22 protein-coding genes and 1 riboswitch are annotated in these 23945 nt (G+C 49.8%); of the genes, 2 read left to right on the top strand and 20 right to left on the bottom strand.

Going from position 1 to position 23945, the window contains the following annotated elements; translation table 11 throughout:
- Positions 1-38: 38 nt before the first annotated feature.
- The 11 genes from NST96_RS03260 to NST96_RS03210 form a co-directional block, all read right to left on the bottom strand.
- The gene (locus tag NST96_RS03260) at positions 39-1778 is read right to left on the bottom strand and encodes an N-acetylmuramoyl-L-alanine amidase (protein ID WP_039070421.1); all 1740 of its coding nucleotides are present in this window, start codon (positions 1776-1778) and stop codon (positions 39-41) included.
- Positions 1779-2125: 347 nt separating this feature from the next.
- Positions 2126-2800 carry a hypothetical protein gene (locus tag NST96_RS03255; protein ID WP_238986217.1) on the bottom strand — a complete coding sequence of 225 codons (675 nt, stop codon included), beginning with the start codon at positions 2798-2800 and terminating at the stop codon, positions 2126-2128.
- Between the two features lie 28 nt (positions 2801-2828).
- Positions 2829-3092 (bottom strand): hypothetical protein, encoded by a 264-nt coding sequence (locus NST96_RS03250; RefSeq protein WP_024985097.1) that lies wholly within the window; start codon positions 3090-3092, stop codon positions 2829-2831.
- A gap of 439 nt (positions 3093-3531) precedes the next feature.
- A complete protein-coding gene (locus NST96_RS03245) occupies positions 3532-4308 on the bottom strand; it encodes an arylamine N-acetyltransferase (RefSeq protein WP_172920681.1) in 777 nt (258 codons plus the stop codon).
- 248 nt (positions 4309-4556) lie between these two features.
- The gene (locus tag NST96_RS03240; protein WP_342405546.1) at positions 4557-5927 is read right to left on the bottom strand and encodes a M28 family peptidase; all 1371 of its coding nucleotides are present in this window, start codon (positions 5925-5927) and stop codon (positions 4557-4559) included.
- Positions 5928-6091: 164 nt separating this feature from the next.
- Positions 6092-6577: a hypothetical protein gene (locus NST96_RS03235; RefSeq protein ID WP_342405545.1), complete on the bottom strand. Its 486-nt coding sequence runs from the start codon at positions 6575-6577 to the stop codon at positions 6092-6094.
- A 24-nt stretch (positions 6578-6601) separates the two neighbouring features.
- Positions 6602-6862 (bottom strand): hypothetical protein, encoded by a 261-nt coding sequence (locus NST96_RS03230; RefSeq protein ID WP_003389810.1) that lies wholly within the window; start codon positions 6860-6862, stop codon positions 6602-6604.
- Positions 6863-6996: 134 nt separating this feature from the next.
- Positions 6997-8643 (bottom strand): peptide ABC transporter substrate-binding protein, encoded by a 1647-nt coding sequence (locus tag NST96_RS03225; protein ID WP_003389811.1) that lies wholly within the window; start codon positions 8641-8643, stop codon positions 6997-6999.
- Between the two features lie 325 nt (positions 8644-8968).
- Positions 8969-9703, bottom strand: a complete 735-nt coding sequence (locus NST96_RS03220) for an NPCBM/NEW2 domain-containing protein (RefSeq protein WP_003389812.1) — start codon at positions 9701-9703, stop codon at positions 8969-8971.
- 218 nt (positions 9704-9921) lie between these two features.
- The gene (locus NST96_RS03215; RefSeq protein ID WP_003389813.1) at positions 9922-11553 is read right to left on the bottom strand and encodes a peptide ABC transporter substrate-binding protein; all 1632 of its coding nucleotides are present in this window, start codon (positions 11551-11553) and stop codon (positions 9922-9924) included.
- 163 nt (positions 11554-11716) lie between these two features.
- Complete coding sequence (locus NST96_RS03210) at positions 11717-13378, bottom strand: peptide ABC transporter substrate-binding protein (protein ID WP_340700951.1); 1662 nt, start codon at positions 13376-13378, stop codon at positions 11717-11719.
- A gap of 156 nt (positions 13379-13534) precedes the next feature.
- On the opposite strand from NST96_RS03210, the gene NST96_RS03205 reads away from it, so the two are divergent.
- A complete protein-coding gene (locus NST96_RS03205; RefSeq protein WP_024984015.1) occupies positions 13535-14062 on the top strand; it encodes a DinB family protein in 528 nt (175 codons plus the stop codon).
- Between the two features lie 40 nt (positions 14063-14102).
- Entirely contained in the window at positions 14103-14249 is a 147-nt protein-coding gene (locus NST96_RS03200) for a hypothetical protein (protein ID WP_227277992.1), read from the top strand.
- Positions 14250-14261: 12 nt separating this feature from the next.
- Here the strand turns inward: NST96_RS03200 and NST96_RS03195 are convergent, their stop codons facing one another.
- The 9 genes from NST96_RS03195 to NST96_RS03155 all read right to left on the bottom strand — a co-directional run bounded on the left by NST96_RS03195 (position 14262) and on the right by NST96_RS03155 (position 23928).
- Positions 14262-15917, bottom strand: a complete 1656-nt coding sequence (locus NST96_RS03195) for a peptide ABC transporter substrate-binding protein (RefSeq protein WP_342405544.1) — start codon at positions 15915-15917, stop codon at positions 14262-14264.
- Positions 15918-16190: 273 nt separating this feature from the next.
- Positions 16191-17069, bottom strand: coding sequence for a pentapeptide repeat-containing protein (locus NST96_RS03190; RefSeq protein ID WP_003389819.1), 879 nt, complete (start codon positions 17067-17069; stop codon positions 16191-16193).
- 271 nt (positions 17070-17340) lie between these two features.
- On the bottom strand, positions 17341-18180 hold the full coding sequence (locus NST96_RS03185; protein WP_003389820.1) for a MetQ/NlpA family ABC transporter substrate-binding protein: 840 nt from the start codon (positions 18178-18180) through the stop codon (positions 17341-17343).
- 46 nt (positions 18181-18226) lie between these two features.
- A complete protein-coding gene (locus tag NST96_RS03180; protein ID WP_003389821.1) occupies positions 18227-18892 on the bottom strand; it encodes a methionine ABC transporter permease in 666 nt (221 codons plus the stop codon).
- Between the two features lies 1 nt (position 18893).
- Positions 18894-19907, bottom strand: coding sequence for a methionine ABC transporter ATP-binding protein (locus NST96_RS03175; RefSeq protein ID WP_003389822.1), 1014 nt, complete (start codon positions 19905-19907; stop codon positions 18894-18896).
- Between the two features lie 85 nt (positions 19908-19992).
- A riboswitch (SAM riboswitch) is annotated at positions 19993-20109 on the bottom strand.
- A gap of 93 nt (positions 20110-20202) precedes the next feature.
- Positions 20203-21354: a Ger(x)C family spore germination protein gene (locus NST96_RS03170; RefSeq protein WP_003389823.1), complete on the bottom strand. Its 1152-nt coding sequence runs from the start codon at positions 21352-21354 to the stop codon at positions 20203-20205.
- The gene (locus NST96_RS03165) at positions 21324-22460 is read right to left on the bottom strand and encodes a GerAB/ArcD/ProY family transporter (protein ID WP_003389824.1); all 1137 of its coding nucleotides are present in this window, start codon (positions 22458-22460) and stop codon (positions 21324-21326) included. The genes NST96_RS03170 and NST96_RS03165 overlap by 31 nt, the downstream gene beginning before the upstream one ends.
- Positions 22461-22469: 9 nt before the next feature.
- A complete protein-coding gene (locus tag NST96_RS03160; RefSeq protein ID WP_340701599.1) occupies positions 22470-23654 on the bottom strand; it encodes a spore germination protein in 1185 nt (394 codons plus the stop codon).
- Positions 23536-23928 carry a hypothetical protein gene (locus tag NST96_RS03155; protein WP_340701613.1) on the bottom strand — a complete coding sequence of 131 codons (393 nt, stop codon included), beginning with the start codon at positions 23926-23928 and terminating at the stop codon, positions 23536-23538. Before NST96_RS03155 ends, NST96_RS03160 begins: the two co-directional genes overlap by 119 nt.
- Between the last annotated feature and the right edge of the window lie 17 nt (positions 23929-23945).

Below are 23945 nucleotides of genomic sequence, written 5' to 3'. Positions count from 1 at the left end.
GGAAACCTCCCTTTCTCATCCATGCCCTTCGCAATTTCTTAGTGGTAGGACTGATAGTATTCACGGATGGCTGCCGCGAGTGCTTCCGCCACCTTTTGCTGGAACGCCGGGGACGTCAATTTGGCATTCTCCCCCGGATTTGAGAGGAACCCTGTCTCCGTCAAAACGGCAGGCATCGTCGTATGCTTGATGACATAGAAGCCTGTCTGTTTCACCCCGCGATTCGGGAACTGTGTCGCCCCTTGCAGGTGACGGTGAACGACCTCGGCCAGATTCTTGCTGTTGGCGTTATAGTAAAAGGTTTCCGTCCCGCCGGTGGTCGGCTTCGTAAATGAATTGGCGTGGACCGACAGGAACAGATCGGCGTGCCGCTCATTGGCAAAAACAACGCGCTCGTCAAGTGTCAAATACACATCTGTAGAGCGTGTTGCTTCTACCTGAAACTCCGGATACTGCTTCAAAAGCTGTACCAGCTTGTTGGCGACAGCCAGCGTGAAGTCTTTTTCGATATTTCCGTTCACGCCCTTGGCGCCTTGATCCTTGCCTCCGTGACCGGCATCCACTACGATGAGGAATCCCGTCTTTTTCGGAACAGGCGAAAGCTTTACTTCAATGCCGTCTTCCGTATACTCCAGATTATACTTGCTCTTCTGGTTGAGCTCAATGACGACACGCACAGTTTGCGGCGATGCGCTGTACTGACTGTAGCGCACGTCTTGCACCAGAGTGTCCTTTTTGCTTTTTTCTTCGTCTTCGTGCTCAGCAGCTGCGGATTGGTCATCTGCTTCGTCCGACTCCCGTGAAGCGTCCGTGTGGCGATTTTCTTTGTCGTCGTCATCCTGATCGCTGCCTTTCTTTTTCTCGTCAGCGTCAGCATCCTGATCTTCATCGTCCACACTTGTTTCCCCGCCCTCGTAGTCGTCAGAGTTGCTGCTTTTCTTCAGCTTGTCCAACAAATCCTGATCCAACTCTGTCTGGGGCAGGTCCAGGACAATCCGATGCGGTCCTTGCAGGACGAACGCATTGGCCGTCACAGGAAGGCTTGTTTCAATGCGCACAACCTCATCATCATGGGTAACTCCCGTGAAGTAAGCGAGCCGTTCAATCTCCACCCGGTTTTTCCCCTGATCCCAGGTGAAACGTCCACCCAGCTCAGCCTCCAGCTCTTCCAATGGCAGAGCCAATTCGCCGTCGATGGTGAGTCCGCGGTCCGGATGCTTCCATACCTGTCCCTTTTTCCCTACCTGTTCGGCTGCGGCTTGGGCAGATATGTACAGCTTGTCCCCGTACTGGAAGCCTTTGAGAGACAGTGTTGGCTTATTGCCATTGTAGCGCATTTCCGGCGTTTCATTGGCAATGACCGTACGCGAAGCGTTGTCCCACCCTACCGTCACTCCAAGCGATTCCCCGACGAATCGCAGCGGCAGCAGCATTCGCTGATTCCGCATGACAGGAGGAGTATCCAGCTGCACTTTTTTTCCGTTCACCAGTGCATTTTTGGATCCGACCGTAAGCTGCAATGTTTGCGGGCCTCTTGTTATCACGGCCGTTCGCGTGGCCTGATTCCAGTCCACCTTGGCTCCGAGACCTTCCGCTATGACTCTGACTGGCACCAGAGTACGGCCTTTTTCAATGATCGGCGGTACATCCGGCTGTACGGCTTGTCCCCCAATCATCAGATGAACCGATGGGGCCGCAGAGCTTCCTGCAGCTGACGCCCACCCGGGGATGATGAGCAGGAACAACAATACAAACAGCGGTAACAAACGTGTTTTCATCCTGACCTCCTTCATGTTGTGTTTTCCTCTGGCAAAAGAAGCCGAGCGAATGAATTGCCCCGTATAGTTAGACGCAGCACCACCTGCAAAGTTTGTAGTCTTTTGGTACTAAATTCGGTCGAATACTGAAAAAAAGTGCCGAAATTCGGCACTTAAATACACAAATAGTCTTCGCATGATGTTTCCAAGTAATAAATGTCAGCTTTTTTAACAGGGGGATTTGACCTTGTCAATAAAACGATTCGATTTGTTTCCACATTTCCTATCCGAATATTGTCAACTACCAGCTCCTCAGTACTTGAAACCCTACCATCTTGCCTTTTACAGACTTTCGTTTCATACTCGTTTCAACTTAAGAAATAGCTGTTCCTACCTTTACCGTCTAGTTCATCTATATAGCCTTGTATCATTTTTAACTGGCTATTCTTATACCCCATGGCTTCTCGATATAACTTAGTGGTCTGCCTTGGATATTCGTTTCTGAATTTTTCAAGACGAATCATTTCTTTAATATCAAACTGTGTTTTATAAGCCATAAATTCTGATATGTAGTCACCTAAGTTCACTTCTGAAACGTGTTCTTCGTTTCCTTCCCATTTGTAAAGATTGACCTTGCGTTGAATTTTGTTTATGTTATCGTCTTGAATAAGAAAACGATAAATTAAATCACTCTTTACTTTAAGAGTAACATCATCTTCTTTTTCATTCACGTTTTTATAACGTTTCTCCATTAAAAAAACAATTATCCCCATAAACACATCGATGATTTGTAATGGTATTGAGTCATCTGATGTTTGAGGAATAACAGTATCCACTCGATAGCCTTTGTTTCTGTAAGCAGAGTGAGCATTCATTTGTTCCTCTAACCTATTGTATACCTCCAAATCACTATATTCTTGGTTATTGTCCACGAAAATCTTTACTGTCTCGCCATTATTCAAATAACGTGTCATACCATAAAAGAGGCGCTCAGGTATCTTTACGTAAAATAACTTTCGCAGTTCTGTAATGGTCAGAGCCATTTGGCTACCAATACGTTTTGCATCTTCATTAATTTACAATAAAAATGTTTATATGGATATCATAGTTTATGACACAGTTCATCGATTCAAAGTATTTTCCAAAGTCCTTATCGTTTGTATACTCTGCAAAATGCATTTCTCTGGTAGTTCCAAGTTGTGTTTTTATTCGTTCGATCTGCTCAACAACCTCATTCATTGTCGCTTCATTAGTCCCAAATGCCCCGTAATAAGAGTAAGCACCATTAGGTTGATCGAGCTTGTTAGATTCGTCAAAAAAAATATAGTATCCCATTTCTTCTCCCCCCTACTGATACATTTCATCTATTTGGAAATGTCAACTTGACGTTATTCCTCAAGGATATTATAATTGATTTAAGCTTAAAATACGGATGAGTGTTCACTTTCTCCGCCACCATTACGCAGGGCTGGTGTCACTCAAAAAGAAAGCCTTTCCCCGCCACCATTGTGCAGGGCTGGGCTTTTTTCGTTTACCCTTGAAATCTTTTTTAGCGGTCAGCTTGTTTATTCTTGACGATGCATCTCAATCGCCTCTTTTCATCTAAAAAACTACGCGCTTCAAACTTTTGTCCTTTTTTCACAAAAAAACACTCTTTAAAGTATTCATCGTTTTTTAACAGCAGAGCGTTTTCCGATGGCTACTTTTAAAAGAGTGCAAACTAAGTATTTTCGTGGTCCCGAGTGATGTTTTGGACGAATACGTGATTCGTTCGTTATAGTCCAAAATACTGTTTCAACAGCTCTTTGAATCTCGCATCGTCAATCTTCTCCTTCGTCACGACTCCATCCCGCCATTGTGTAAATGAGGTATTGGTTAAGGTTATATTTCCTTGATCTGTAATCTTTGTGATCAACGGAGATTTGTTAAACGGGGAATCCTCGTGCTCGGCGATGATCCTTTGAATCTCATTCCATTCCGATACGTCGGTGACAGGATGCTTGGAATCGAAAGCGTATCCGATCCTCCAGTCGGCATCCTTATGCTTCAATTTCATCTCAAGAACGTAGTCTCCGTGTTCGCTATCTACTTGTCTGATCCGAAACTCTCCATTGTCGGAGGCTACAGTCTCTCCGGTCAAAGGAACCGGTGTTAACGGCAAATTCGCTCCAAAGCCCGTATCCACCAGATACGTCTGTTCCTCGTGAACGACCAGGATGGTTACATGCGTTCTTCCAATCGTCTGGTACTCTCGCGTCTCGTTTTTGTAAACAACTCCGCGGGCCAGGACTGCATCAAAGCCATTTTCAAGCAAAAAGAAGTACAGAATCGAATTGAGCTCGTAACAAAGGCCGCCTTCTTTTTTTACGAGCATTTTGTTTACCAGGCTTTCTCTCGTAATCTCGCTCGTTTTATTTCCAATGATGCAAAAGTTTTCAAAGGGGATGTTTTTTGCCGTTTTTTCGAGAACGGTGTCCAAGTGTTCAAATATAATCTGTTCGTCCTCCGGAATACCGATTCTTTTGCGAAACAAAGCATTTAGCCCACTCATTGTGTATTCCTCCAAATAGTAGTTGTTCCTTGATTATTTTTCGACCTGGTTGTCCCGCAAATATTTGAAGCCAAAAACGTGTTTTTCTTCTATTCATATTCCCGAAACGGGAACAGATCCCTTTTCGGAAAGAGACGAACAAATCCTCTCCATCGTCAATTCGACTGCTGAACGGCAAAAGCAGTCATCGATTAGACGAAACAAGGCTGCCGAAAGATTCCGGCAGCCTGATGCGACGAGTCATCTACCTATTCGAGCTCTCTTTCCTCGAAATCATACTCAACCTTTTTCGGAGCGACCCGGGCGTTTTCCAGGGCAGGCGTATCTGGGCGGGCAATCTGGTAAACGGCTGCTCCCACGATTTCCGCTACCTCCTGGAGCTTGTCCTTGCTGATCTTGTCAATGCTGTCCTCTGGCGTATGATACCATGGCTCAACCGGAGCGTGGATGAAGAGCGCTGCCGGGATGCCTACCTCAGCAAACGGAACGTGGTCGCTGCGGCCTTCCCGTCCATAGTTAACGGTTTCCGACAGGCGTGATCCGGCCGCTGCACCCAGGTCGGTGACGATGTTTTTCTCGCCATCCACTGTGTACATGATCAGCTTGCCTGCATCGCGGCTGCCGACCATGTCCATCTGGAACATGCTGACCGTGCTTTCGATCTCTTCTTCTGACAGAGACTCCACGTAGGCGTAAGACCCGAGCAGCCCATTCTCCTCCGCTCCAAACGTAACAAAACGGAGTTCCGTATCGATCGGCATGTTGGCCATCACTCTGGCGAGCTCCAGTGTAGTCGCCGTACCGGAGGCATCGTCATTGGCTCCAGGGGCACCCTCAACAGAATCGTGATGGGCTCCCACCACAATGATCTGACCCGTGCTTTTCTTCTTGTCCGGCTTTTTCGTGGCGATTACATTGTAGGAGGTGCTGTCCTCGATCCTTGCTCCCTCTACCTCGACAGCAGCGGTCAAGGACTCGCCCGCTTCCAATTTTGCAAGCAGCTCCTCCCCCTGTGCCTTGGTCAGGGCCAACACAGGAACGAAGTCGTCGTTTGGACCTCCAAGCGTGCCGTTGATCACCCCTGAGCTGTTGTTAAACAGGAGTACGGCCTCAGCTCCTGCCCGAGCGGCATTCAACACCTTGTCACCGAAGCTGATTTCGCCGCGCTGGATGAGAGCGATTTTCCCGGTCAAGTCCACGCCTTCCAGATCGCTCTCGCGGCCCAAGCCTGCATACACCAATTCCCCGGAGGCTTGTCCGCTCACTCCGTATGTAAAGTTGCCCAATTCCCATTCGGTATCTTCATAGCCGCTGACAGACAAGGATACCCGGTCCGGCTCCTTGTAGCTGGAAAACTCAAATGGCTGCAGTTCGGTATCATACCCATAAGATTTGAACTGTTTCTCGATGTATTTGGCAGCATCATGCTCCGCTTTTGTCCCGGCTACCCGGGGCTGCTTGGAAAGGTAGTCGATTGTCTCATAAATGTTGTCAACCTTGATTCGCTTTACAATTTTGTTGTCAAAAGCGCCATCAGACGGATGCGGTGCCGCATAAACAGGGAGACTGCATGCCAAACTTGCCAGTAAAGCAATCGGAATGACCTTGTGTTTCAGCATAATTCTCCTCCTTGTGGTAATGAATTCACGAACTATGTCCATTATCTTGGCTATTGCGCAAAATGTGTAGACTGAATCGTCAGACAATTTCACGCAACATCCGACATAAAAATAGCCGCTTTTTGCAAAAAAAAGAGACGTTCTTAGTTCGAACGTCTCTTTCGCTATCCCCAAATTCTTCTTTCCCTGCGACTTACGGGTGTGACAGTCCTGCCTTTTAAACCGCCGTTTGCCAGAAATTGTTGAATCATGGCGATTACAGCCGGGTTGGACAACACCTTCACCGATTCGGCCACCTTGGGATTCTTCAACTGGGGAATAACATTTCCCAATTGGGGCAAGAGCGGCAGCAGGTCCTCCAAAGGCAGTGCGGGCTTTGACTTTGGCGGTTCCAGTTCAATGGGAATGGAACGCCTCCTGCCAAACAGTCCCCCTCTTCGCCTCTGTGAGGGCTGCCTCACTTTCAAACGGTCCAGCGTAGCTTTCATTTCCTGGATTTCCTGGCGTACCTGATGCATCTCGCGCATCACTTGCTCGTTGCTTGTCGTATGAGCTTCAGCGATTCGATGGATCGCTTCTGCCATTTTCGCTTGTGAAAAGCTGTTCTTTGGTTTTTGCTTTGCCTTTGTTTTTGCAGCGATCGTACCCACCTCCCCCTTCCTTTTGCACCGTCGTTATTTCTTGAATTTCTTCTTTAAGGCACCGAGATCGTTGGGATTGACGCCTTTTTGCGCCAGCTTGTTCATCAGGCTGCCGACGTTCTCCGTTTTGGCCATTTTCCGGAACTGGGACACGTAGCTGTTCAGCTCCTGGTCGGAAAATTTCTTGCCCGACTTTTTGCCGAGTTCACGGATGACCTCCTTCAGACCTGCGTCTGTCTTGAGCTTATCTTTTGGAATCGATTTGACAATGCCGAGCAGTTTTCCAATATCCACGCGCTTTTCCCTCCCAAAGTGGTGGTACTCCTTTTTACTCTATGTTTGCGGAGGGCTGGGGGTTTGGTCATTTGTCCATGGTTGCAAAAAAAAGAAGAGAGCACGCCTGTGCCCTCTTTTTATTTGGAAATCTTTTATTCGACATCTGCCCATTTCCAGTCGACGTCGCCGAGACCGGAAATAACTACGCCTTTGACGTTGTCCTTTTGTACCCAGGATTGGGTATAGAAGTAGATCGGCATGATCGGCATTTCGTCCATCAGGATTTTTTCAGCTTCGCCGAGAACCTTCAAACGTTCCTCGTGATTTTGGATGGTTGCGGATTTGTTCAGCAGTTCCTTGTACTGCGCATTTTCCCAACGAGTATCGTTGTTGCCGCCGTCTTTTTCCTTGTACAGCTCCAGGAAGTTGATCGGATCGTTGAAGTCACCCAGCCAGCCCATGCGGCCTACCTGGTAGTTTCCTTGATGCAAGTCTTCGATATATACTTTCCACTCTTTGTTTTCCAGTTTGACATCTACGCCGAGATTCTTTTTCCATTGGTCCTGGATTGCCTCTGCAATCTTCTTGTGACCTTCGGACGTATTGTAGGACAGGGTGATCGGTGGCAGCTTGCTCATGCCGAGCTCTTTCAGACCTTCTTCGAGCAGCTTTTTCGCTGTCTCTACATCGTTGTCTTTGAAGTAGCCGTCTTTGTTGACAGCCATCGACATTGGCAGAGCGCCCATCGCCGGAAGCTGACCGGTTTGCAGGATGTTATCGATCAGTGATTGACGGTCGATCGCGTAAGCAAACGCTTTACGGATTTTTACGTTGTTAAACGGCGGCTTTTCCGTGTTGAACTTGTACCAGTACGTACCCGCGATCGGCTGGGTTTTCATTTTGCCAGACTCTTTCAATGCAGGAATCGCATCGGTAGGCAGAGCGCTGGTCGGAGAACCTGCCCAGTCAATTTCACCGTTGTCAAACATGGACAACTCGGTATTCTCGTCCTCTACCATCGCAAACTCGATTTTGTCCAGTTTTACGCTGTCTTTATCCCAGTAGTTTTCGTTTTTCACGAGAACCAGCTTGTTCTTGTGCTCCCAGGATTCCATTTTGTACGGACCGTTACCCACGTGGGTTTTTGCTTCTCCAGCCCATTTTGCATCCGCTTCGACTACTTTCTGGTTAACCGGGAAGTAGGTCGGGAATGCCGTCAGCTCCAGGAAGAACGGAGTCGGGTTCTCCAGCTTTACTTCCAGTGTTTTTTCGTCGAGCGCTTTTACGCCTACTTCATCGGCGCCAACTTTTCCTTTGTTGAACGCTTCCCCGTTTTTCACATAGTAGAGCTGGTATGCGTAGTTGGAAGCAGTCTTCGGATCGAGCGCTCGTTTCCACGCGTATTCAAAATCCTTTGCGGTCAATGGATCGCCATTGCTCCACTTGGAATCGCGAAGTTTAAATGTATAGGTCAAGCCATCCTCAGATATTTCAATCTTTTCTGCCACTGATTCATGAGGTTGTCCGTCTGCACCAACACGAGTCAGACCGTCAAAGGTCGCACGGATGATCGCTGCGGAAGTCGTATCCTCAGAGAGGCCAGGGTCAGCCGTAGGCGGTTCGGAATGAAGGTTCAATTTCAGAACTTTCGGACCGGTTTTTTCCGGAGCAGCCGCTTGCGGGTTTTCTGCTGGCTTTTGTCCGTCAGCCGGTTGAGCGGTATTTCCGCCGCCGCAGCCTGCAAGTGCAGCGCCAAGCACGAGAATGGAACTCATTGCTACAAAAATATTCTTTTTCATGCCACTTGTCCCCCTTGTCTAAATCTTTAATCAATATACATCCTTTTATATTCTTTTTAAATAAGTTTTAGATTGATTTAATAAAATTTTATTTGTTTATAAAGAAATTTATAAATTAATAAAAAAATATTTATTGATCAAAAATGAACGATCCGAAGCAGCAACGGTATCGGCTGGGAATATTTCCGTGAAAACAGCCAATGAATTGGCAAATCTATTGAGAAAAAGCTTAAGATACAGAAAAAAGCAGACCGCTTTCGCTGCGATTTGCACGCAACAAAAGAGTCTGCTTTTTAGCAGCAATTGCTGTGTTGTCGTAACCCCTCTACTTTAACAGCGCGTTGCCGATAAAGGCGTGAATTTCTTTTTTATCATTGCCGGCTACCTTGCGAATTTCCAACTCCAAGGTTTTGACGCCCGCTACATTTACATTGATTAACTGGCTCTGTCCAGCCTTCATTCTTTCGCTGTCGAAAAGAACTTTTCCGTCTCCCTTGATCCTCCAGATGATCAAATCCGTTTTATTCGGCGAATTGTCATCTGCTGCTACAACACCGGACAGCGCTTTGTATTTTCCATTCAGCTCGATTTTAAACACTTGTCTGGTCGTGTTGGGCAGCTTGTCATTTGCGATCTTATCGACATTCGTATAACCCAATCCGTGATCGTAAACCGTTCCCCCTGCTGAAAAAGAGCCCTTATCCCAGTTGTCGACATAGGATTTTGTGTTAATCAGTCCATACGGCATGGAATACTTCAGTGAGGACAATCTCGTCTCGCTTCCGACTGATGCCGCGGGGCCGCCGATCGTCACCGTACTTGCATTTGCATCCCATGAGACATTTTTGCCTGCGGCTGTACCTACAAATGCGACCGGCGCATAAGGTACTCCCTTATATAAAAACGCGTCGTTGGTCTCACGCAGCTTGCCGTCTACCATGAACTTGATCGGCTTGAAATCGACCGGAATAGATTGCGTAGCTGCATAGGTCAGGCTGGAAAAGAAGATGGACCCCAACAGAAATCCTGACAAAAATCCCAATTTCGACTTTTTCTTCACGATTACTTTCTCCCCCTATATCTTGCCAAATCTACCCAGATCATAACACTACTTGCTGTATTTGGCGGTGAGTCAAAGGGTGGATTTTTTCGACATTTTTTCAATGCTTTCCCGAGACTATCCTCCTAAAACGACAAATTGCCGCTTTGGACAATAAAAAAGAAGGACGCTCGGCCCTTCTTTTTTGATCTCAGACCAGACAGATCCAGTCGGAGCGATTATTCGATTGTTGCCCACTTGTAGTCGACAAAGCCGAGACCGTCGAGTACGACACCTTTTACCTTGTCGTTTTTCACGTAGGAGTGTGTGTAGTAGTAAATCGGTGCTGCCGGCATTTCGTCCATGAAGATTTTCTCGGCATCTGCAAGGATTTGCTTGCGTTTCGCTTCGTCCTTCTCCAGTGCGGATTGGTTCAGCAGCTCTTGGAACTTCGGATTTTCCCATTTCGTATCGTTGTTTCCGCCGTTTTTGAACTTGAACAGCTCCAGGAAGTTGATCGGGTCGTTGAAGTCTCCGCTCCAGCTGGAACGTCCGATCATGAACTTTCCTTGGTGCAGGTCGTCCAGGTATACTTTCCACTCTTTGTTTTCCAGTTTGACATCGATGCCAAACGCTTTTTTCCACTGGTCTTGAACAGCTTCCGCGATCTTTTTGTGACCTTCGGAGGTGTTGTAAGAGAGCGTGATAGTCGGCAGCTTGGTCAGGCCTTCTTCTTTCATGCCTTCTTCCAGCAGCTTTTTCGCAGTTTCGATGTCGTTGTCCTTGAAGTAAGGCTCAGACGCTACAGCCATTGTCGGCGGCACGAGACCCATAGCCGGTTGTTGGTTTGCCTGAGTCACGTTGTCAACGATGGATTGACGATCGATCGCATAGGCAAACGCTTTACGGATTTTTGCATTGTTAAATGGCGCTTGCTCCGTATTGAATTTGTACAAATAGGTACCGGCGATGGCATGCACTTGCATCTTGCCGGATTCTTTCAGCGCAGGGATCGCGTCTGTCGGAAGCGCGCTCAGCGGTGCGCCGGCCCAGTCGAGATCGCCGTTGTCAAACATGGACAGCTCGGTATTTTCGTCCTCAACCATGGAGAAGTCGATCTTGTCCAGCTTTACTGCATCTTTATCCCAGTAGTTTTCGTTTTTCACGAGAACCAGCTTGCTCTTGTGCTCCCACGTTTCCATTTTGAACGGACCGTTGCCCACGTGAGTCTTCGCTTCGGTCGCCCATTTCGGATCTGCCTCGGCTACTTTCTTGTTAACCGGGTAGTATGTGTAGAAAGCGGTCAGCTCCAGGAAGAACGGAGTCGGGTTCTCCAGCTTCACTTCCAGCGTTTTGTCATCGAGCGCTTTTACGCCGACATCTTCCGCTTTTGCTTTATTGGTGTTAAATGCTTGAGCATTTTTGATGTAGTACAGTTGGTAGGCGTAGTTGGCTGCTACGGAAGGCTCCAGCGCGTGCTTCCAAGCGTATTCGAAGTCGTGCGCGGTAACCGGGTCGCCATTGCTCCACTTGGAGTCGCGCAGGTGGAATGTATAGGTAAGTCCATCTTCGGAAATGTCGATTTTTTCTGCTACGGATTCATGCGGCTTTCCGTCTTCGCCGATACGGGTCAGACCGTCGAAGGTAGCGCGCAGCAGTGCACCAGAGGTAGAATCTTCAGCCAATGCAGGATCTGCTGTAGGCGGCTCAGAGTGGAGGTTCAAGCGCAGAACCTTTGGACCTGTGCTCTCTTCTTTCGTTGTTGTATTTCCTTGGGCATTGTCAGCTGCCTTGTCGCCGCCGCCGCAACCGGCCAGCGCCGCACTCAGTACGAGAATAGAACTCATTGCTGCAAATACACTTTTCTTCATACGATTTGTTACCCCCTTATAACCTATAACTCACCTCATTTAATATACCGTACTTTTAGTAATATTGAAGCGATTTTAACTAAGTTTAATTTTACTTTATTTAAACATTTATTTACGTAAAAGAAAATAAAAACCGTCCCATTTTTGGAACGGTTCTGACATTTCACTTCACGATTTCAGCCCATTTCAGGTCGATAAAACCAAGCGGATCAACCTGGACGCCTTTTACCTTGTCGTTTTGCACCCAGACATCCACATCCGTGAACATCGGTATGACCGGCATCTCATCCATAATAATTTGTTCAGCCTCAGCAAACATTTGCTTCCGCTTCTCCGGGTCCAGCTCCGCTGCAGCCTGCTTGATCAGCTGTTTGTATCTGGCATTCTCCCACCCGGTGTCGTTGTTCCCGCCGTCTTTGTCGCGATACATTTCCATGTAGTTGATCGGGTCATTGAAGTCGGCGCTCCAGCCAATTCGCCCGATTTCAAAATTGAGCTCGTGCAAGTCCTGCTGGTGGACCTTAAACTCCTTGTTTTGCAGCCTGACCTCGATCCCCAGCCCTTTCTTCCATTGATCCTGAAGGGCCTCGGCGATTTTCTTGTGACGATCGGTCGTATTGTAGGAAAGTGTCAGAACAGGAAGCTTGCTTAGCCCCAGTTCTTGCAGTCCTTCTGCCAACAGCTTTTTGGCCGTTTCTACATCATTGTCCTTGAAGTACCCATCCGGCTTCAAGATCATGGTCTGTGGCAGTATTCCCATCGTCGGCACCTGTCCTACCTGGGTGACGTTATCCACGATATCCTGCCGATTGATCGCATAGGCGAGCGCTTTGCGGATTTTGGCGTTATTGAGCGGCGGCTTGGTCGTATTCAGTTTGTACCAGTACATCGATGCCTGCGGATGGATGACCAGTTTGCCCGATTCTTTCAACGAGGGAATCGCATCGGTCGGGAGTCCGCCGAGTGGCTGCCCTGCCCAGTCAAGCTCGCCCTTTTCAAACATTGCCAGCTCCGTGTTGTCATCCTCGATCATGGCAAATTCGATGCGGTCCAGCTTCACCGCTTCTTTGTCCCAGTAGTTTTCGTTCTTTTCGAGCACCATTTTGCTCTTGTGCTCCCAGGCTGTCATTTTAAAAGGGCCGTTTCCAACGTGCGTGGCTGCTTCCAGCGCCCAATCCGGATTTGCCTCCACCACCTTTTGATTGACTGGATAATAGGTGTAAAAGGCTGTCAGCTCCAGAAAAAAAGGAGTCGGATTTTCCAGCGTGACCTGCAGTGTCTTGTCGTCCAAAGCTTTTGCGCCCAGCTCATCCGGCGAAGCCTGCCCTGCATTTATCTTTTGCGCATTTTTGATGTAGTAGAGCTGATAGGCGTACTCGGAAGCCAGCTTCGGATCGAGCGCCCGCTTCCAGGCGAAAGCAAAGTCGCTTGCCTTGACTGGATCGCCGTTGCTCCAGAGGGCATCGCGCAGCGTAAAGGTGTACGTCAGGCCATCCTCCGAGATTTTCACCTCTTCGGCCATGGAGTTCATCGGCTTGGCATTTTGATCCAGACGAGTCAACCCGTCAAATGTCGCCCGTACCACGGTACCCGATGTCGTATCCTTTGCCAGCCCCGGATCGGCTGTCGACGGTTCGCTGTGCAGGTTCGCACGAAAAACGCTAGGTTCAGTTGATGGAGCAGGTGTATTCTGGTTGGTCTGACCTGCAGATGGCTGCGGCTGCCCGGTGTCAGCGGATTGTCCCCCTCCGCCAGTACAGCCTGCGAGCACTGTCGTCAAAACGAGGGCCATGCCGGCCACAAGAGCGCCTATCCTTTTTTTCATGATGGACTTCCCCCTAATCGTTATCTTTTGCTTAAACGATACGCAAGCGATAGTAAATTCGAGACCGGTATCGCGTTTATTTAATGAATTTTTAGAATATTTTATATAAAATGGAAGTGCAAAGGATGTTACTCTGCCGTTTGGAGGATGAATTACATGCTGGAGAAAGAAGAACTGATCTCCCATTTTGAAGGCGTTCGGAAGCGAACTTTGAAGTATCTGGGACAGTTGCCTGAAGGGGTAATCGACTGGCGTCCCGACGAGGGCAAGTTTTCGATCGGCGATATCATTCGGCATCTGGGCTCAGCCGAGCTCATGTTTTTCCATGCAATCACGCAAAATGAATGGAAGTACGATGGGCATGGGCCTGAGAAAGGCAAAACGTTAGCGGAAGCAATTCACTATTTGGAGCAGTGTCATGCTACTGTACTTGCCGGTCTTCGCCAGTTGGAGCCAGAGATGCTGAAGGGAAAAGTGAAAAATGTCCTCGGCTACGAAGTCAGTGCATGGAGAATGATCATGGCCATGACAGAACACGAGATTCATCACCGGGGTCAACTCTCTGCCTATATGCAAGCCAACCACATTGACCCTCCGCAAATTTTCGGCTTGAAGATTGAGCAAATCCCGAAGGACGAAAGCCGCCGGTACGGGGAAGCCGAGGAGGATGCCAGGCATCAATAGGGTGAGATCATATCTGGAAAGTCTGTGATGGGCGGACAAAATGGCAGCAGAATGGCAGACAGAATGGTGGGCGGAATGCTGGGCAGAAGGTGGGCAGAAGGTGGGCAGAATGGCAGTCTGGAACCCGCTTTCCCTGTTCTGGACTGCCATTCTTAGTTTTCTGACCGGGACGCTGATCTGGCAGTAAGGCCCTTTTTCTTTATTCGCTAATCTCCGCCCATTTCAGGTCGACAAATCCGAGACCGTCCACCTGCACGCCCTTCACCTTTTCTTTTTGCACCCAGACGTCTACGTCAGTGAACAGCGGAATGATCGGCATTTCATCCATAAAGATTTGCTCCGCTTCCGCAAACATTTGCTTGCGGGTCTCGGCGTCCTTCGCTGAAGAAGATTGGATCAACAGCTCCTTGTAGCGGCTATTTTCCCAGCCTGTATCGTTGTTTCCGGTATCCTTTTCGCGGAACATCTCCAGGTAGTTGATCGGATCGTTGAAGTCGGCATTCCAGCCGAGGCGGCCAATGTCGTAATTGAGCTCGTGCAGGTCTTGCAGATAGACCTTGAATTCCTTGTTCAACAGCTTCACATCGATGCCCAGCGCCTGTTTCCACTGATCCTGAACGGCCTCGGCGATTTTTTTATGGCGGTCAGACGTGTTGTAGGAAAGGGTGATCGGCGGGAGCTTTGTCACGCCCAGCTCCTTCATGCCTTCTTCCAGCAGTTTCTTCGCGGTTTCAACATCATTGTCTTTGAAATAGCCATCCGGCTTCAGAATCATCGATTGCGGCAACAGACCCATCGTCGGGACCTGGCCAACCTGTGTCACGTTGTCCACGATGGCCTGCCGATTCACTGCGAGCGCCAAGGCTTTGCGGATCTTCACGTTGTTAAGCGGAGGTTTCGTGGTGTTGATCTTGTACCAGTACATGGTCGCTTTCGGATGGACGACCAGTTGGCCCGATTCCTTCAGTGCCGGAATGGCGTCCGTCGGCAGTCCGTTGAACGGCTGACCCGCCCAATCCAGTTCATCATTTTCGAACATGGAGAGCGCCGTATTGTCGTCTTCGATCATGAAGAACTCGATTTTATCCAGCTTGACGACGTCCTTCTCCCAGTAGTTTTCGTTTTTCTCCAGCACAATTTTGTCCTTGTGCTCCCAAGCGGTCATTTTGAACGGTCCGTTCCCCACATGCGTCGCCGCTTCCATGGCCCACTTCGGATTGGCTTCCACGACCTTTTTATTGACCGGATAGTAGGTATAAAAAGCGGTCAGCTCCAGGAAGTACGGAGTCGGATTCTCCAATGTGACCTGCAGCGTTTTGTCGTCCAAGGCTTTTACGCCCAATTCCTCAGGACCAAGTTTGTTGGCGTGCACCTTTTCCGCATTTTTGATGTAGTAGAGCTGGTAGGCATACTCCGCTGCCAGCTTAGGGTCGAGCACGCGCTTCCAGGCGAATTCGAAGTCGTGTGCGGTGACAGGGTCGCCATTGCTCCATTTCGCATCTCGCAGGGTAAACGTATACGTCAGCCTGTCATCGGATATTTTTACATCCTCTGCGATCGAATTCATCGGCTTGGAGTCTTTGTCCAGGCGGGTCAAGCCGTCAAAGGTGGCGCGAACGATCGCCCCGGAGGTTGCATCCTTGGCCAGGCCCGGGTCCGCTGTGGACGGCTCGCTGGTCAAATTGGCCCGAAACACTTGCGGTCCTGATTTGGCCGCCGGTGCCGGTTCCTGGGAAGCATTCGGGGCCGACTTGTTCCCGGATGCTGACTGGCCGCCGCCTGCCGAACACCCGGCGAGAGCCGCGCCGACTACAAGCGACAACCCCAGTGCCAGTACTGAGATTTGCTTCTTCATCTGAAAATTCCCCCTTGTCTATCAATGGCAATGCAACCAAAATATACCTGCAAAATACCGTGTTGGGAATGGGTTTTGTTTAGATTTAATTAAATTTTACGAATATTTTATCTATTAGTAAAAAAATATAAAGATAGATATGAAAAAGAAAAAATACCGGTAATTCTGTATGCCAGATTCCCGGTATTCTTGTTTGCACGGAATAAAACGGGTTCATATACTTCGCATTGCGAACCTTTGCCACAGCACTTAAATGAACGTCGCCCTCCCGCTTCACGCCTCAGGTGAGGACCAGTGCATCGGATGGGAAAGGGACGGCGGCAGCTTTGTACTGGCATCACCCTTTGCCGCATTGATCTGAGGCTGCGTCAGAAAGATGCTTTCCGTCAGATCGGCTCCCCTGATGTCAGCGTCCCGAAAGTCAGCCCCGATCAGATCGGCTCCTCTCAGGTCAGCTCCTCTGAGATCGGCGGCAATCAGGTAGGCTCCTCTCAAATTGGCGGCTCTCAGATCGGCTCCTCTCAGTTTGGCTCCGATCAGATCGGCTCCCCGGCTGTACGTCTTGCGCTTGCCTGCGGATCCCCTCTGCGAGCGCAAAAAATCGGCTCGCACAAGTTCGCTGGTCCGCAAGAGCAGCTTGTTGACATCGGCACGGTGTGCTGCCACGTCCAGCTTCAAGATCGAGTCTGGATCGAGGTTCGTGAGGCGCTCTGTCTTGTCGAGAGCCTGGCTCAGCTCATCCCGGATGGGACGGGCTGGCCGAAGCGTCAGCGCCTCGGACAAATACCAGAGCAGCTCATGGAGCTGCCACATGATCGGAAACACTTCAAACATTTCCTTCGCGGACTTAGGGGACTTGCGCCAGTCGAGTCCTCCGTAAGTGACCTGGGAGACCTTTTGTCCCGCGCCAAAGCAGTCATAAACCGTGCAGCCTCGAAAGCCCATCTGTCTGAGGCTGTTGTGAACGCCGCAGCGGAAGTCCGCCTGCAGGTTTTGACAGGGCTGTCCGGCATGTTTGTCAATCGCAAAATCTGCCGAAGCAGCGAAGGGCAGCGCGACACAGCACAAGCCGAAGCAGTTCTCGCAGTCAGCTTGCAGACTGAGGCGACTACTGCCGTGGGGCGCTTTTGCATATTCGAGATCCTCGGACATTGCGTTGTCTCCTTCCGCTTCTTTGTATGTCCATGCTTGCATCGTCCTGCCTGAAGACAAGGCTGTGGTTATGATAGTACTGAACGATCCTCTCCGTCAATCCTGGTTCGGACAGGAGGAGAGCCAGGGGGATGAGCAGGTACGGTGTTCACGTTCCGTATTTTCCGCTTGTTTTCTCCTAAAAAAGGAAGGTGCCCCACGTCTAAATGACTGTGGGGCACCCTCTCGATATCTTGAGCAAGAAGCCTATCGTAGAGCTTGAAGCCTGGCATTAGAATGCAGGCACAATTGCTCCTTTATACGTATCTTCGATGAACTTTTTCACTTCTGGCGTATTCAGCTCTTTCGCCAGCTTCTGGATCGCTTCGGAATCCTTGTTGTCCGGACGAGCTACCAGGTAGTTTGCATATGGAGAATCCTTGTCTTCGATGAACAGGGCGTCTTTGGTCGGTACCAGCTTCGCTTCCAGCGCATAGTTGGTGTTGATCAGAGCCAGGTCTACTTCATCCAGGACGCGTGGCAGCATCGCAGCTTCTACCTCTTTGAACTGCAGGTTTTTCTTGTTTTCTACGATGTCTTTTACAGTACCGCTGATGCCTGCGCCGTCTTTCAGCTTGATCAGGCCTTGCTTTTCGAGCAGAGCAAGTGCGCGGCCGTTGTTCGTTGCATCGTTTGGCAGAGCAACGGTTGCACCGTCAGCGAGTTCATCCACGCTTTTTACTTTTTTGGAATATGCGCCAAACGGCTCGATATGAACAGGTACTACTTCTACCAGGTTCATGTTTTGTCCTTTGTTGAAATCATCGAGGTACGGCTTGTGCTGGAAGAAATTGGCGTCCAGCTGCTTTTCATTTACTTGCACGTTAGGTTGAACGTAGTCGGTAAATTCTTTGACTTCCAGAATTACGCCCTGCTCTTTCAGCTTCGGCGCGACGAACTTCAAAATCTCAGCCTGCGGGACCGGCGTTGCGCCCACTTTCAGCGTTACTTCTTTCTGCTCGCCTTGGGAACCGCCGGCAGACGGCGCGGGAGCCGATTCATTTTGGCTGCCGCAAGCAGCCAGAGACAGTGCCAGTACAGTGGACAGTACAGATACGACCAATTTCTTCACAGATGATTTCCCCTTTCTATTTTGAACATTCTCTATGGACAAGATCCTACTTCCGGCTGAACTTGATGACGAGCCTGTCGCCCACCATCTGCAGGATCTGAACCAACACAAGCAAAATACATACCGTCACGACCATGACGTCTGTCTGGAAGCGCTGATACCCGTAGCGGATCGCCAGGTCTCCCAAGCCTCCGCCGCCGATGACCCCGGACATCGCCGTGTAGGACACGAGCGACACCGTGGTAATCGTAATCCCGGCGATCAGCCCCGAACGGGATTCCGGCAAGAGCACGCTGCGGATAATTTGCCAGTTGGAAGCACCCATCGATTGCGCCGCTTCAATCACGCCGCGATCAACCTCGCGCAGGGAGGTCTCCACCAGTCTGGCGAAAAAGGGAGCCGCCCCGATCACCAACGGAGGAATCGAGCCCTTTACCCCGAGTGAGGTGCCGACGAGCATTTTGGTAACAGGAATCAGCAGGATCATCAGGATGATGAATGGCACCGAACGCAAAACGTTTACGACAAAGGATGAGATCGAATAAAACGCGCGATTCTCCAAAAGCTGGCCTCTGGATGTGAGAAACAGCAAAATGCCCAGCGGCAGCCCGATAACGACGGTAAACAAGGTGGAAAAGCCAAGCATCGTCAACGTATCCTGCGTTCCCTTCCAAATTTCCGCCCAGTCTATATTTTTAAGCGTGAATCCCATTTTAAATCACCTCCACTTCCAGGCCGCGCTGACGAAGCGTATCGACAGCTTTCCTGTTCTGCTGCGCATCCCCGCCCAACTCGATCACGAGCTGGCCATATGGGGTGTCTTTCATACGCGAAATGGTTCCTTGCAGGATACTGAACACCGTACCTGTTTCCTGCATCGTTTGGAACAGAATCGGCTGGTAGGTTTGTTCTCCGAGGAACGTGACCCGCAGGATCGTCCGTTCGCCTGACGCCTTTTCATGAGCAACGGCAGCCCGCAGCTCGCTGGAGTCTGCTACTTGCTCCACGAACTCCTGTGTCGTCGGATGCTGCGGCTTCAAGAACACATCCAGAACATTGCCCATTTCTACGATGTGCCCTCCGTCAATGACACCGACCCGGTCGCAAATGGAGCGGATGACGTGCATTTCGTGCGTAATGAGGACGATCGTCAAGCCCAGCTTCCGGTTGATGTCCAAAAGAAGCGCCAGAATGGAGTTGGTCGTCTGCGGGTCCAAAGCGGATGTCGCTTCGTCGCACAGCAGCACCTTGGGGTCGCTCGCCAGCGCCCGGGCAATGCCGACACGCTGCTTTTGTCCGCCTGACAATTGTGCTGGATACTTGTCGCGGTGCTGTTCCAGCCCTACCAACGCCAGCATTTCCTTCACCTTTTTGTCGATCTCCGCCTTGGGCCGCTTGGCCAGCTTGAGCGGAAACGCGACGTTCTCCCCGACTGTAGCCGACGAGAGCAGGTTGAAGTGTTGAAAAATCATTCCGATATGCCGCCGCTGTTCCTGGAGCTTGCCTTCATCCAGCTTGGTCAGATCAACCCCGTCTACAATGACGCTGCCTGCTGTCGGACGTTCCAACAGGTTGATGCAGCGAATCAGCGTACTTTTGCCGGCACCGGAATGTCCGATGATGCCGAAAATTTCCCCCTTCTCGATCGAGAGGTCAATTCCGCGCAGCGCAGGTGTTTTATGGCCTTTTACAATGTAGTCTTTTTTCAGATTCTGCAACCGAATCATCCGGTTCACCTCCCATTACAATCAACAGCCCCTTTTTCATCAGGCGAAAAAGGGGCTGCACCGCATTATACGATCGCATTCACCCTTCTCATCTGTCAAGATTCTACAATCTTGTAGGAATTGGCACCGCGCCACCCATCAGAATCGATGAGCCGGTTGCCGGGCTTCATAGGGCCTGTCCCTCCGCCGCTCTGGATAAGAAGAATTCTACGTATATTTAGTTTGAAGAACTTTATTTCTTTTTATGATACAAAACGGATTATATGCTATACCAAAATAGAAAGTCAATGGGCAATTAATCCAACACGCCGTTGCGGACAATTTCTACATCGATGTTGTAATCGAAGCGGGACTTCCTGTACATCTCATGCCACTGATCGTGAGACAGCTTCCGCGCCCCGCGGAATTTTGCCCGGTATAATTCCCCGAACCCAAAGGGGTCTACCTCCCATTTTTGCATTTTGGCGACGACCTTGGCCAAATCCTGCTTCATGTTTTCAGACAAGGCCTGCTCCATTTTTCTGAGTACCTCCGGTTGTTCTATTTTTAACGGTATTGACATTTCCAGAATGCGTGTCCGTACTTTCACATCGACCTTGTAGGTCAGTGGATTCGTACTGACAATATCGACGTGGGCCTTGCTGCTCAGCGTATCAAATACCATTTGGATGTCAGGGCCGGTTGTGTTCTTCTTTTTCGGCTTTACCCCCATCCTCTCCGGATCTACCGACGTTTCGTACGTTCCCGCTCGATAAGCATCATGAACTAGCTTGATGTGAAAGGCTTCCTTTGGAGGAATCCAGCCGACATATTTGTCCTTGTGAAACAGAGCCACGCCTTTGATCCTCACCTCATCCCCTTTCCTCTCAAGAAAAGGGACGTAAGGGTCGATTCCCTCGCTGAAGTAGGAGCGGTAAAACTCATGGAGAGTAGGAGACGGAATTTTGTCATCCTCTACGTTGTGCCGGATCAATTGGTAGAGGTAAATGCCAATATTGCCTTCCTCTTTGAATTTGTACGTCAGCAAATCGTAGGTTTGGCCCTCAATGACACTTAAATAAACCCGGCTTCCAATCGAGGGGTCGCGGTACAGAGTGTCCACAATGCTGCCTATCCCTTTTCTGGCCAGCTCCTCGCTGTACATCGCGACCCGAAGCTGCCCGCCCAGCACTTCTTTGTCTGACTGCAGGTTGGCCTTGTCGCGAATGCCCTTGCTCGTCAGACTGATGCCGGACATCACCTGCACTTTTTCTTCAGCCTCGGGATTGATGGAGGGCATCACCACCGTTCCGCGTATGTTCCCGTCCTTTAACAGGTCATATCCCGCCACCGTAATCATTCCAAGCTCATCAAAAATTTGCGTCCTGATACAGCCGCTGAGCAGAACAGAACATAGAAGGAGCACGGCTCCCGCTCTCAGGAGCCGCTTATTTCCGGATCTCGGCACGATGAATCCTCCCTCCTGTTCCACCGCCGTTTGATCAGAACTCCCAACAATAGGACATAAGGGTAAATCACAGCCATGTACAAGCTAACGTACGACATGCGATCGATGATGTAATTGGCTGCATGTCTCGAGACAAAAAATTGCATCGCAATAAAGATGACCGCGCCGATGATGTACAAAACCCGCTTCTGGTTCCAGCCAAACATTCTTTTGCACCCCCTGGAGGCGGACCACATATACAGCATGACGTTGGGCAGGATGATCAGCATCCACAGGGAGATGGCAAGGTACTCGAACCGCTCCAGAAACGGGAAATACACGACGGTCTTGATCTGCAGCGTTGGCCATATCGTTCGTATGAGCTGGCCTTCGCTGAAGAATATGAGCGAGATGATCATCAGGACGACGTAGATGAAATTGGTAATGAACGCTCCCCACTGGGCATGCCGATGCAAACGCGTTTTATCTCCGACGTAGGGGTAAATCGAATACAACACTTCATACCCGACGGAGGTAAAGGCCATGATCAGTGCCCCCTTTAGAAGCTGCTTGAAATCTGCCTCCATAACCGGCAAAAGATAGTGCCAGCGGGCGTATTCCAACGTGAAGTAGAGATCAAAAAAAAGCCAGATCGTGATAAACACCGAAATGATCGCGTAGCCGGTAATCACCCGAATACCACCGAGGACAGTGTACATCGCAAGAAATAACAATATCGAGCCAAGTATCCAGATCGGAATCCCTGGAAAAATCCATGATTGTACGACTTCTATGTACCCCCGCAGGATGACCATCGCCATTGCGATGAAGTAGAGGATGTACAGAAGGCTGAATAGGTTGCCGATGATTTTCCCGTACACATCCCGATGTATCCCGAATAAATCTGCGGACGGGTAGTGCCTCAGTGTCCGGCATATGATCCAAATCGTAAGATGCGACAGCAGTCCCGCGATGGCTACGGAAATCCATGCGTCATGGCCGGATTCGGCTGCGACCACCCGCTGATAGCCTAATATTCCTACCCCTATTTGCGTCGACATGACAACGAAGCCGGTCATGTAAGGAGCTATGGTCGTCGTTGGTTTGGGCTGAACATTGATCTTCATGGCTCCTCCCTACTCATCTTCATCAAAATTATGGATTTGGCGTGCTCGTTGCTTGTTGTAGCGATAAGGCTTGCCGTTTTGAAAAAACTCGAGACGTTTGGCAAGGAACGCAAAGGGAGCCCGGATGAAGCTGTTTTTCCAGTCGATGAGGCGAACCGGATAAAGCGGGGAGAGGTACGGTCTTCCCAAGCTCGTCAGCCGCAAGAGATGGCTGATGAGGAAGCTGACCGCCATCATGATTCCGATCAGACCAAGCAGCCCCGCCATCAAAATGATGGGAAAGCGAATCACGCGGATCGTAGAGCCGATCACGTAGCTGGGAGCGATAAAGGATGACAAGGCTCCGAGCGCAACAATGATAATCAAGATGTTGCTGGTAAAGCCCGCCTGCACGGATGCTTGCCCAATCACGATACCGCCAACGATGCCAATCGTCTGTCCTACTTTGGTAGGAAGCCTTGCCCCTGCTTCTCTCAAGAGTTCAATAATAATCTCCATCATCAAAGCTTCAAACAGAGGCGGAAATGGGACTCTGGCCCGGGACTGTGCGAGTGACAAAAGGAGATCAGCCGGAATCATTTCGTAGTGAAAAGTGAGTGCCGCCACGTAAAGCGGTGTAAATAGCAGGGAAGCGATCATCGCGGAGACACGGAGAACCCGGTTAAACGTGGCAATGCTCCAACGGAAGTAATAGTCATCCGGCGACTCAAAAAAGTGGATTAACGCAGTTGGCCCAAGCAGCACAAACGGACTTCCCTGCATCAATATGGCCACCTGACCCTTCCGCAAAGCGCTTGAGACGCGATCCGGCCGCTCCGTTTGCAGCAATGTGGGAAAAACGGTAATTTCATTGTCCGCTATGTACTGAGCCAAAATGTTGACTTCAACAAGTCCATCCACCTCCAAATCTTGTATCCGTTGACGGATGGTTTGAACATGCTCCGGATTCGCCGTTCCCTCCATGTACAGGATGGCGACTTCCTGCGGCACGCTTTTCCCAACCCATAGCTGCTCGTGAAATAGCTGAGGGGAGGCAAGGTATTTGCGAATGATCGACAGATTCATATCAAGATCTTCAACGAACGCTACTTGCGGGCCAAGTACGTTGGTCTCGATTTCCGGCCTTTGCAAATTGCGTGTTGCCACCCCGCTGGCAGGTATCGCCAATCCATAGGGAGCTCCGCTTACATGAATGTAAATGGCACCCTTGAGCAACTGGTTGATGACCTGCTCCTGCCGGGATTATCCGCTGAGAGGCCGGGACACCGAGCCGATTTTCCACCTCGCTGATCGTTGCGTTCTGGAGATCGAGCTGCCTCAGCTCCGGCAAAACCTTTGTGTAGACAACCTTGTTGTCAGCCATGCTGGACAGAAAATAAATCCGTACACGGCCTTCTTGTTCGTCAACATGCTCGACAATCAGGTCTGCTGTATGGGAAAACCAGTCACGGATGACATCGGAAGCCACCACTTCCCCTCCTAACA

This window comes from Brevibacillus sp. FSL K6-2834 (assembly GCF_038592925.1).
Taxonomy (GTDB): Bacteria; Bacillota; Bacilli; order Brevibacillales; family Brevibacillaceae; genus Brevibacillus; species Brevibacillus borstelensis.
Note: the sequence above shows the minus strand (reverse complement) of the source record. Positions and strands in the feature narration are given on the sequence as shown.

Excerpts from the sequence above, each read along its gene's own strand:
- NST96_RS03260 (WP_039070421.1), bottom strand. The coding sequence starts at position 1,778 with ATGAAAACACGTTTGTTACCGCTGTTTGTATTGTTGTTCCTGCTCATC.
- NST96_RS03255 (WP_238986217.1), bottom strand. The coding sequence starts at position 2,800 with ATGGCTCTGACCATTACAGAACTGCGAAAGTTATTTTACGTAAAGATA.
- NST96_RS03250 (WP_024985097.1), bottom strand. The coding sequence starts at position 3,092 with ATGGGATACTATATTTTTTTTGACGAATCTAACAAGCTCGATCAACCT.
- NST96_RS03245 (WP_172920681.1), bottom strand. The coding sequence starts at position 4,308 with ATGAGTGGGCTAAATGCTTTGTTTCGCAAAAGAATCGGTATTCCGGAG.
- NST96_RS03240 (WP_342405546.1), bottom strand. The coding sequence starts at position 5,927 with ATGCTGAAACACAAGGTCATTCCGATTGCTTTACTGGCAAGTTTGGCA.
- NST96_RS03225 (WP_003389811.1), bottom strand. The coding sequence starts at position 8,643 with ATGAAAAAGAATATTTTTGTAGCAATGAGTTCCATTCTCGTGCTTGGC.
- NST96_RS03215 (WP_003389813.1), bottom strand. The coding sequence starts at position 11,553 with ATGAAGAAAAGTGTATTTGCAGCAATGAGTTCTATTCTCGTACTGAGT.
- NST96_RS03210 (WP_340700951.1), bottom strand. The coding sequence starts at position 13,378 with ATGAAAAAAAGGATAGGCGCTCTTGTGGCCGGCATGGCCCTCGTTTTG.
- NST96_RS03205 (WP_024984015.1), top strand. The coding sequence starts at position 13,535 with ATGCTGGAGAAAGAAGAACTGATCTCCCATTTTGAAGGCGTTCGGAAG.
- NST96_RS03200 (WP_227277992.1), top strand. The coding sequence starts at position 14,103 with ATGGCAGCAGAATGGCAGACAGAATGGTGGGCGGAATGCTGGGCAGAA.
- NST96_RS03195 (WP_342405544.1), bottom strand. The coding sequence starts at position 15,917 with ATGAAGAAGCAAATCTCAGTACTGGCACTGGGGTTGTCGCTTGTAGTC.
- NST96_RS03190 (WP_003389819.1), bottom strand. The coding sequence starts at position 17,069 with ATGTCCGAGGATCTCGAATATGCAAAAGCGCCCCACGGCAGTAGTCGC.
- NST96_RS03180 (WP_003389821.1), bottom strand. The coding sequence starts at position 18,892 with ATGGGATTCACGCTTAAAAATATAGACTGGGCGGAAATTTGGAAGGGA.
- NST96_RS03175 (WP_003389822.1), bottom strand. The coding sequence starts at position 19,907 with ATGATTCGGTTGCAGAATCTGAAAAAAGACTACATTGTAAAAGGCCAT.
- NST96_RS03165 (WP_003389824.1), bottom strand. The coding sequence starts at position 22,460 with ATGAAGATCAATGTTCAGCCCAAACCAACGACGACCATAGCTCCTTAC.